This is a genomic window from Snodgrassella gandavensis (assembly GCF_914768025.1).
In the GTDB taxonomy this organism is placed as follows: domain Bacteria; phylum Pseudomonadota; class Gammaproteobacteria; order Burkholderiales; family Neisseriaceae; genus Snodgrassella; species Snodgrassella gandavensis.
Genome location: NZ_CAJZCE010000018.1, coordinates 36787 through 43937 on the forward strand (window position 1 = coordinate 36787; position 7151 = coordinate 43937).

At 43.8% G+C, this 7151-nt stretch carries 6 protein-coding genes; 4 read left to right on the forward strand and 2 right to left on the reverse strand.

Going from position 1 to position 7151, the window contains the following annotated elements; all coding sequences use genetic code 11:
* Positions 1-320: 320 nt before the first annotated feature.
* From truB to MJ764_RS10665, 3 genes are all read left to right on the forward strand, one after another.
* Positions 321-1244 (forward strand): tRNA pseudouridine(55) synthase TruB, encoded by a 924-nt coding sequence (gene truB / locus MJ764_RS10655; protein WP_239326859.1) that lies wholly within the window; start codon positions 321-323, stop codon positions 1242-1244.
* A gap of 89 nt (positions 1245-1333) precedes the next feature.
* A complete protein-coding gene (rpsO, locus tag MJ764_RS10660; RefSeq protein WP_100090079.1) occupies positions 1334-1600 on the forward strand; it encodes a 30S ribosomal protein S15 in 267 nt (88 codons plus the stop codon).
* Between the two features lie 674 nt (positions 1601-2274).
* Positions 2275-2601, forward strand: coding sequence for a hypothetical protein (locus MJ764_RS10665; RefSeq protein WP_100114241.1), 327 nt, complete (start codon positions 2275-2277; stop codon positions 2599-2601).
* Between the two features lie 492 nt (positions 2602-3093).
* Here MJ764_RS10665 and MJ764_RS10670 read toward each other — a convergent pair whose 3' ends face one another.
* Both MJ764_RS10670 and MJ764_RS10675 read right to left on the reverse strand, forming a co-directional pair.
* Positions 3094-3765, reverse strand: coding sequence for a replication initiation protein (locus MJ764_RS10670; protein WP_239326861.1), 672 nt, complete (start codon positions 3763-3765; stop codon positions 3094-3096).
* Positions 3766-3819: 54 nt separating this feature from the next.
* Entirely contained in the window at positions 3820-4395 is a 576-nt protein-coding gene (locus tag MJ764_RS10675) for an acyl-CoA thioesterase (protein ID WP_239326863.1), read from the reverse strand.
* Between the two features lie 426 nt (positions 4396-4821).
* Between MJ764_RS10675 and pnp the strand changes: the two genes are divergently transcribed.
* Entirely contained in the window at positions 4822-6945 is a 2124-nt protein-coding gene (pnp, locus tag MJ764_RS10680; protein WP_239326865.1) for a polyribonucleotide nucleotidyltransferase, read from the forward strand.
* Positions 6946-7151: the final 206 nt, after the last annotated feature.

Genomic DNA, 7151 nt, shown 5'->3' on the forward strand with positions numbered 1-7151 from the left:
AAACTTAAATAATTGTAACGCTAACAAAGCATTTACGTAAGAGTTAATTACTGCCGGAACCAATATTTGCACAGGAATTTATAATAAATTTCAATTATTCATTTCCAATTGAGTAGCATCAAAGTAAAAAATCAGCCAATATGATTCAGAACCAGCATAACGAGAGTTACACCAAAATTAAGAAAATAAGGCAATATGCAAAATTAATCCAATCTAAGCATAAGAAGCATCTACCATCCCCGTCTGCACAAACAGCCATATAAAGCATGTTATGATGCGCACGCTTAATTACTCTGAAATCGGATTACATCAGAATCATCATGAATACCCAGATTAGCCGGCGCAAACGCGCCCTTAATGGAGTGCTGTTGCTGGATAAAGACAGCGGTATGAGTAGTAATAGCGCGTTACAGCGGGCGCGATTTTTATATGGTGCTGCCAAGGCTGGCCACACCGGCGTACTCGACCCGCTGGCTACTGGCCTGTTGCCCGTATGTTTTGGCGAAGCCACCAAATTTGCCCAGTATTTACTGGATGCCGACAAAGCTTATATAGCTACTTTGCAGCTTGGAGTAGCCACCAGTACCGGCGATGCAGAGGGTGAAATTGTGGCCACTGCTGATACCGATATCACACTGGCGCAGGTACAGGCAGCAATCGCAGCCTTTAGCGGTGAAATTACCCAAACCCCGCCCATGTACTCTGCCATCAAACATCAGGGTAAACCCCTGTATGAATATGCCCGTGCCGGCATCACCATCGAACGTAAAAGCCGGCAGGTAACTATTTACCAGATAGATATTCTGGAATTTACCTTTCCCAGATTGATAATAAGTGTGCGTTGCAGCAAGGGTACCTATATCCGTACCCTCGCCGAAGATATGGCCAAACACATGGGCACAGTAGCGCATCTGACCGCATTGCGGCGTACCGCTACCGCCGGCTTTGCGATTGAAGAGACACATTCACTGGCTGCCATCAGCAGCATGGATGAAACAGCGCGCGATAACTGGCTGTTACCTTGTGATGTACTGGTGCAACATTTTCCGGCGGTAACCCTGACAGATAAGGATATTTTGCAGTTACAACACGGCCTAGCCGTGCATTCCGAGCAAAATTATGGCACAATGTGCCCCTTACGTATTTATGCTGCCAATGGGCGCTTTATCGGGCTGGTGCAATATCAGACTGCCAGCGGGCGTTTGAAAGTACTGCGCCTGATGAATACCGCTTCTGCTGGTTAAATACGTATCTGGAGTTGGTAGTTGTTAATCACATCATGGTTAGCTTGGCCAACTTGTCTGCCGCAAGGCTTTTTTTAAGAGTGAATTACATGTTATCTGTTGAACAAAAAGCACAAATCGTTAAAGATTATCAGCGTACCGAAGGAGACACTGGTTCTTCTGAAGTACAAATCGCGTTATTGACTTTCCGTATTAATGACCTGACTGGCCACTTCAAAGCCAATCCAAAAGATCACCACAGCCGTCGTGGTCTGTTGAAAATGGTAAGTGCCCGTCGTCGCTTGCTGGCGTACATTCGTCGCACCAAACCGGATACCTATCGCGAACTGATTGGTCGTCTGGGTCTGCGTAAATAAGCATTTCCCGTGTGACCAAAAGCCGTCTTTTTAAAGACGGCTTTTTTTATACCTTATCGTACCTTTCTACTTTGAGCGAGCAACAAAGGCAATTGGCCGAGGCATGGACAGCCTTCGGGACGTCTATAACAAGCTTAAAACAACGGTAGAGAACAGGTTGAGCGTGCGACAGGGTACTGATCAGGAGAGAACTAAAAGGGTTGAGATTGTGCCGAGTAATGATAGGGATTATGATGAACCAAGTATGTGACAAAATTGAAATAAAATAAACTTCAACATATTGATTTATATTTTAATTCGATTTACTATAAATTTACTTATTTACCAGCAAATAGGAGGAATTTTGATGTTAAAGCGTTTAATTTCTCTATCAATACTGGTAGCTTAAGTATATCAGCAGTAACTGCTACCGCTGCTGACCAAAAGCATTCTAGTGTAGCGAGTATGTTGAGTAGCAAGAAACAGAATCAAAAACAAGATAGTGAAGGATTGCTGCGTTTATCAGTAAGTCAGCTTAACCGGTGCAACCAGCAATATAATCGCTGTACTGAAAGCCTTATTCCTAATATAGGGTTTCATCAGTATTATGCGGCCTATACGTATTGTCTTGACCCTGATAGTGGAGGTATTTTTGAATTACCTAACGGGGCGGCGAATCATCATTGGTAATGGTTATGGACAAATCAGAATTTTCTCATGGGCAACTAGTTGAGATTAACCAGAGAGCTAATGAATTAGGTAAGGCGCTTGATCAATTTGCTCTTGATCTACGACATAAATATCATTTTTACCCTGATCTAACTGTGCATGCATGTGGAACAGCTTTAGGTAATATGATTAATATAAATATGCTTGTCTATAATCTGTGTCCTGAATTAGCACCACCTTATTTACAAGGTACCGATTATTCCGTTGTTGTTGAAAGGATCAAACAAGAAAAACAAGAGTTTGATAATGAGATAGCGCGATATGAACAGAAACAAGCTGCAAAATCTTTGTGAAATTAAATAAAGCCCCAAGCAGGGCTTTTTTGTTGTTTAGCTTACAGTCTATGACTTAATCACGCTTCAGCATGTACCATAAAATTTAATAGCTCGCTTATGATACAGACAGCTTGTAATTGTTCTAGCGTCCCTGTTTCAAGCCACGTTTTATCTTCTGCCAGAATGAGCAGGCAGCGGCATAAGCACGATAACTCATACCTTGCAAGCTCTAAGACAACTCACAAAGCGCCTGATGAATATCATGGCTTAATTGTGTACTGTCTGTTTCAGGTATGGAAATGTCGACAAGGTTCAGAATTTTACCTGTGTATGAGTACATTAAATGTTTCCTTATGCTAGTGAGTCCCACTACCCTTAGCGTAGCTAAACGCTTGGGAATAGGCAGGGTTAGCAGTAACCGCCACATAAGGAGGACGGCGAATCACAAAGGATTCCTCTGCCCACTCATGACAGATTCTACCGCAATTAAAATGGTTCGCCTGTCATTGCCTAGTAAAGTCTAGCGGCCATGTCTGGACTGAATGTTGCCGGATTATCAACCATCTTTTTAGCAATTTCAGCCCTGATATGGCTTTTTGCTTCATCGCTCAGCCCGGATTTAGCATTCTGTGGCGTTGGTACATCTTTGCGTATGAGTGCCCCTGATGCTAAAGCTTTACCGATTTGATCAGGAGGAATACTGGCATTGCCTTCAGAACAATGTAGGAAGCCACTGACTTCCTTCTGCCATTGCTTGCCGGTCTTGTCGTGATATATCGTGCCAACCGGAACATTTTCCCAGTCAATTGCTGTTTGTTGTTCACTGGCTTGGTTAGCTTGTTTCTGTTCTTCAATCAAGCGATTTTGTTTTGCCGCTTGGTTTTGTATGGTTCTGGCTTTACACTTTGCTTTGGCTTCCTGTTTTTGGTTAAATCTTAGCTGTATCCAGCGTATTTCGCGCTTACATTTTCTAAATGAAATATCAATATTAAAATCAGTATTGGTATTGATTTGTTCCACTGCTGGAGCAATTACGAATCTTTTAAGGCTACTAATTTCTTTGTATTTATCGCCAATAGCTAAAAATTCTCTAAAGTCATTAATTTCAAATCCATACTGGCGATTGTGCAATAACGCCAGACAGGGAGATGGTGATAAGTAGAGCAAATAGCCTTGAATCAAGGCTGAAAAATCAATACTACACACCGGCAGAAGAGAAATGCAAACAAATCTGTATCATTCTATTTCATTATACAAATCAGCATTTAGCCGCGCATTCTGCGTCTGACACCAGTCCAGATGTTCTTTACTCAAATGGAAAGATTTAGCCTGAAATTCTTTCAGACTTTCCTGTTGTTCCATCTTACGTGTATACGAGCGCACAAAGCGGCGGATTTCATTAGGCGTTTCCAGAATCAGGCCGGGCACAGTTTGCGGCTTGCTGGTAGCAGAATCAATTGCCACCATAGTGAAATAGCTGGAATTACTGTGGCGTATTTCTCCGGTAAGCAGATTTTCCGCTTCCACACGGATACCAATCATCATGGATGATTTACCCACATAATTTACCCGCGCTTTAATGGATACCAGATCACCAACATAAATCGGTGTGCGGAAATTAACTGTATTGATAGCCGCAGTCACGGTCACAGCACGTGCATGCTTACTGGCACATGCATAGGCTGCCTGATCCATCAAGGCCAGAATACGTCCGCCGAAAATGGTATTATTGGCATTGGTATCTTCCGGATGCATCACCACTGATAACAAAACATCACTGTCAGTTGGTTTTTTATATACAAGATCAGACATATATTGTTCCATATTAATATAGGTACAGCCAGATTCGGTTGAGCTATTAATATTTACATAAATAAAATTTATTCTAACATACAAATAGATAGTTTTATTATATACATGCTAAATATAAAAAACTTCAACGTTTGAATGAGTATTGGCATTTCAGTCATAAAAAGACTAAAAACATATAAATTAAATAGACATCTCCCTGCAGACAGTCATCGCGCTTGCGATAAGGTAAAAAATATATGTTAGAATTTACCCATAATACAAAATGTATTTATTGGCTGTTATAGCCCCGTATAAACCTTATTTAGTAATCATTTTGCAAATTTCGCCCAGCCAGAAACCCTACCCATGTAGATGTGTACTCACGTATACATTGTTAGGTTTTTTAGCAGGTGCGGCTTTTGTGAAATACAGAACAGAAAGTCCAGCATGTTTAATAAACACATTAAAACATTCCAGTACGGTAACCAGACTGTTACCCTAGAAACCGGTGAAATTGCCCGTCAGGCGGCCGGTGCCGTAAAAATTTCCATGGGTGACACCGTAGTACTGGTGGCAGTTACCGCAGCTAAGGAAGTAAAACCCGGGCAGGATTTTTTCCCGCTTACCGTAGACTATCTCGAACGTACCTATGCCGCTGGTAAAATCCCGGGTGGCTTTTTCAAACGTGAAGGCAAACAGAGCGAAAAAGAAATTCTTACCAGCCGCCTGATTGACCGTCCGATTCGTCCTTTATTTCCAGAAGGCTTCTTTAACGATATCCAGATCGTGGCCATGGTAGTATCAGTGGATCCGGAAATAGATTCAGACATTCCAGCCATGCTAGGTGCCTCTGCCGCACTATTGCTAACAGGTGTACCTTTTGCCGGCCCGATTGGTGCTGCCCGCGTTGGCTATGTAGATGGCGAATATGTACTAAACCCGACTAAAGCCCAACTAGCCCAGTCACAACTGGATTTAGTAGTGGCCGGTACTGAAAAAGCAGTACTGATGGTTGAATCTGAGGCGGATGTTTTATCAGAAGAAACCATGCTTGGCGCAGTGGTATTCGGACATGAACAGATGCAGGCTGCTATCCGCGCCATTAATGAATTTGCTGACGAAGTGAATCCGGAAGTATGGGACTGGCAGGCACCGGCTACAGATGAAAACTTGGTGGCGCAAGTACGCGAGCTGGCTGGTGCAACCATCGATGCAGCGTTCAAAATCAAACAGAAACAGGCACGCACAGCCAAGCTGGATGAAGCTTGGGCAGCAGTAGAAGCAGCCCTGATTACCGAAGAAACCGATACCTTACTCGCCAATCAGATTCGCGGTATTTTCAAGGATTTGGAAAAAGAAGTGGTTCGTGGCCAGATTCTTGAAGGTCAGCCACGTATCGATGGTCGCGATACCCGTACCGTGCGCCCGATTGATATCCAGACTGGCGTATTGCCACGTACCCATGGTTCCGCTTTATTTACTCGCGGTGAAACCCAGTCACTGGCTACTGCTACCTTGGGTACCCAGCGTGACGAGCAGATTATTGATGCCCTGAGCGGTGAATATACCGATCGCTTTATGCTGCACTACAACTTCCCGCCTTATTCAACTGGTGAAGTAGGCCGCATGGGTGCACCTAAACGACGCGAGATCGGCCATGGCCGACTGGCAAAACGTGCATTACTGGCTGTTCTGCCTGAAGTGGAAGATTTCAGCTACACCATGCGCGTAGTATCAGAAATTACCGAATCCAACGGTTCTTCTTCCATGGCCAGCGTATGTGCCGGCTGCCTGAGTTTGCTCAATGCCGGTGTACCTCTGAAAAGTCATGTTGCCGGTATCGCCATGGGCTTGATACTGGATGGCAATAAATTTGCCGTTTTAACCGATATTCTGGGTGATGAAGACCACCTTGGCGATATGGACTTCAAAGTAGCCGGTACCACTACCGGTGTGACTGCCTTGCAAATGGACATCAAAATTCAGGGCATTACCAAAGAGATCATGCAGATTGCTCTGGCTCAGGCCAAAGAAGCCCGCCTGAAAATCCTCAGCCAGATGCAGGAAGCCGTAGAAGGTCCGCAGGAATTATCCGCCCATGCACCGCGTTTATTTAGCATGAAAATTCATCAGGACAAAATTCGCGATGTCATTGGTAAGGGCGGCGAAACCATCCGTGCATTAACCGCAGAAACCGGTACCGAAATCAATATCGCCGAAGATGGCACCATCACCATTGCAGCCAGCACCAGCGAAGCAGGTGAAGCTGCCAAACGCCGTATTGAAGAGATCACTGCTGAAGTAGAAGTTGGCAAAGTATACGAAGGTACAGTGATCAAAATTCTGGATAACAATGTTGGTGCGATTGTATCGGTAATGCCGGGTAAAGATGGCTTGGTACACATTAGCCAGATTTCACACGAGCGCGTAAAAAATGTCAGCGATTATCTACAAATAGGCCAGCAAGTAAAAGTTAAAGCACTGGAAATCGATGATCGCGGCCGCGTGCGTTTATCTATCAAAGCTCTGCTGGAAAAAGCACCACAGGAATACAAACCGGCTGAAAACTGATTTTCAGTATTCAACCTTTCAGGCTGCCTTGTAGACAAGGCAGCTTTTTCTTTTGTCTGGCAGCTATTGTTCACTTTCCCGCAGCAAAGCCAAAGTGTAAATACCCCATAGTTAGTACAAAACAGACGTAGAAAATCATGCTACTTGTTTTAGTGTTTTATACTCAATCGGCGTCATATTATTTAGTGCCTCATGAGGTCTTTCGG

Bases quoted from the DNA above. Each gene is read 5' to 3' on its own strand.
- truB (WP_239326859.1), top strand. From the start codon at position 321: ATGAATACCCAGATTAGCCGGCGCAAACGCGCCCTTAATGGAGTGCTG.
- rpsO (WP_100090079.1), top strand. From the start codon at position 1,334: ATGTTATCTGTTGAACAAAAAGCACAAATCGTTAAAGATTATCAGCGT.
- MJ764_RS10665 (WP_100114241.1), top strand. From the start codon at position 2,275: ATGGACAAATCAGAATTTTCTCATGGGCAACTAGTTGAGATTAACCAG.
- MJ764_RS10675 (WP_239326863.1), bottom strand. From the start codon at position 4,395: ATGTCTGATCTTGTATATAAAAAACCAACTGACAGTGATGTTTTGTTA.
- pnp (WP_239326865.1), top strand. From the start codon at position 4,822: ATGTTTAATAAACACATTAAAACATTCCAGTACGGTAACCAGACTGTT.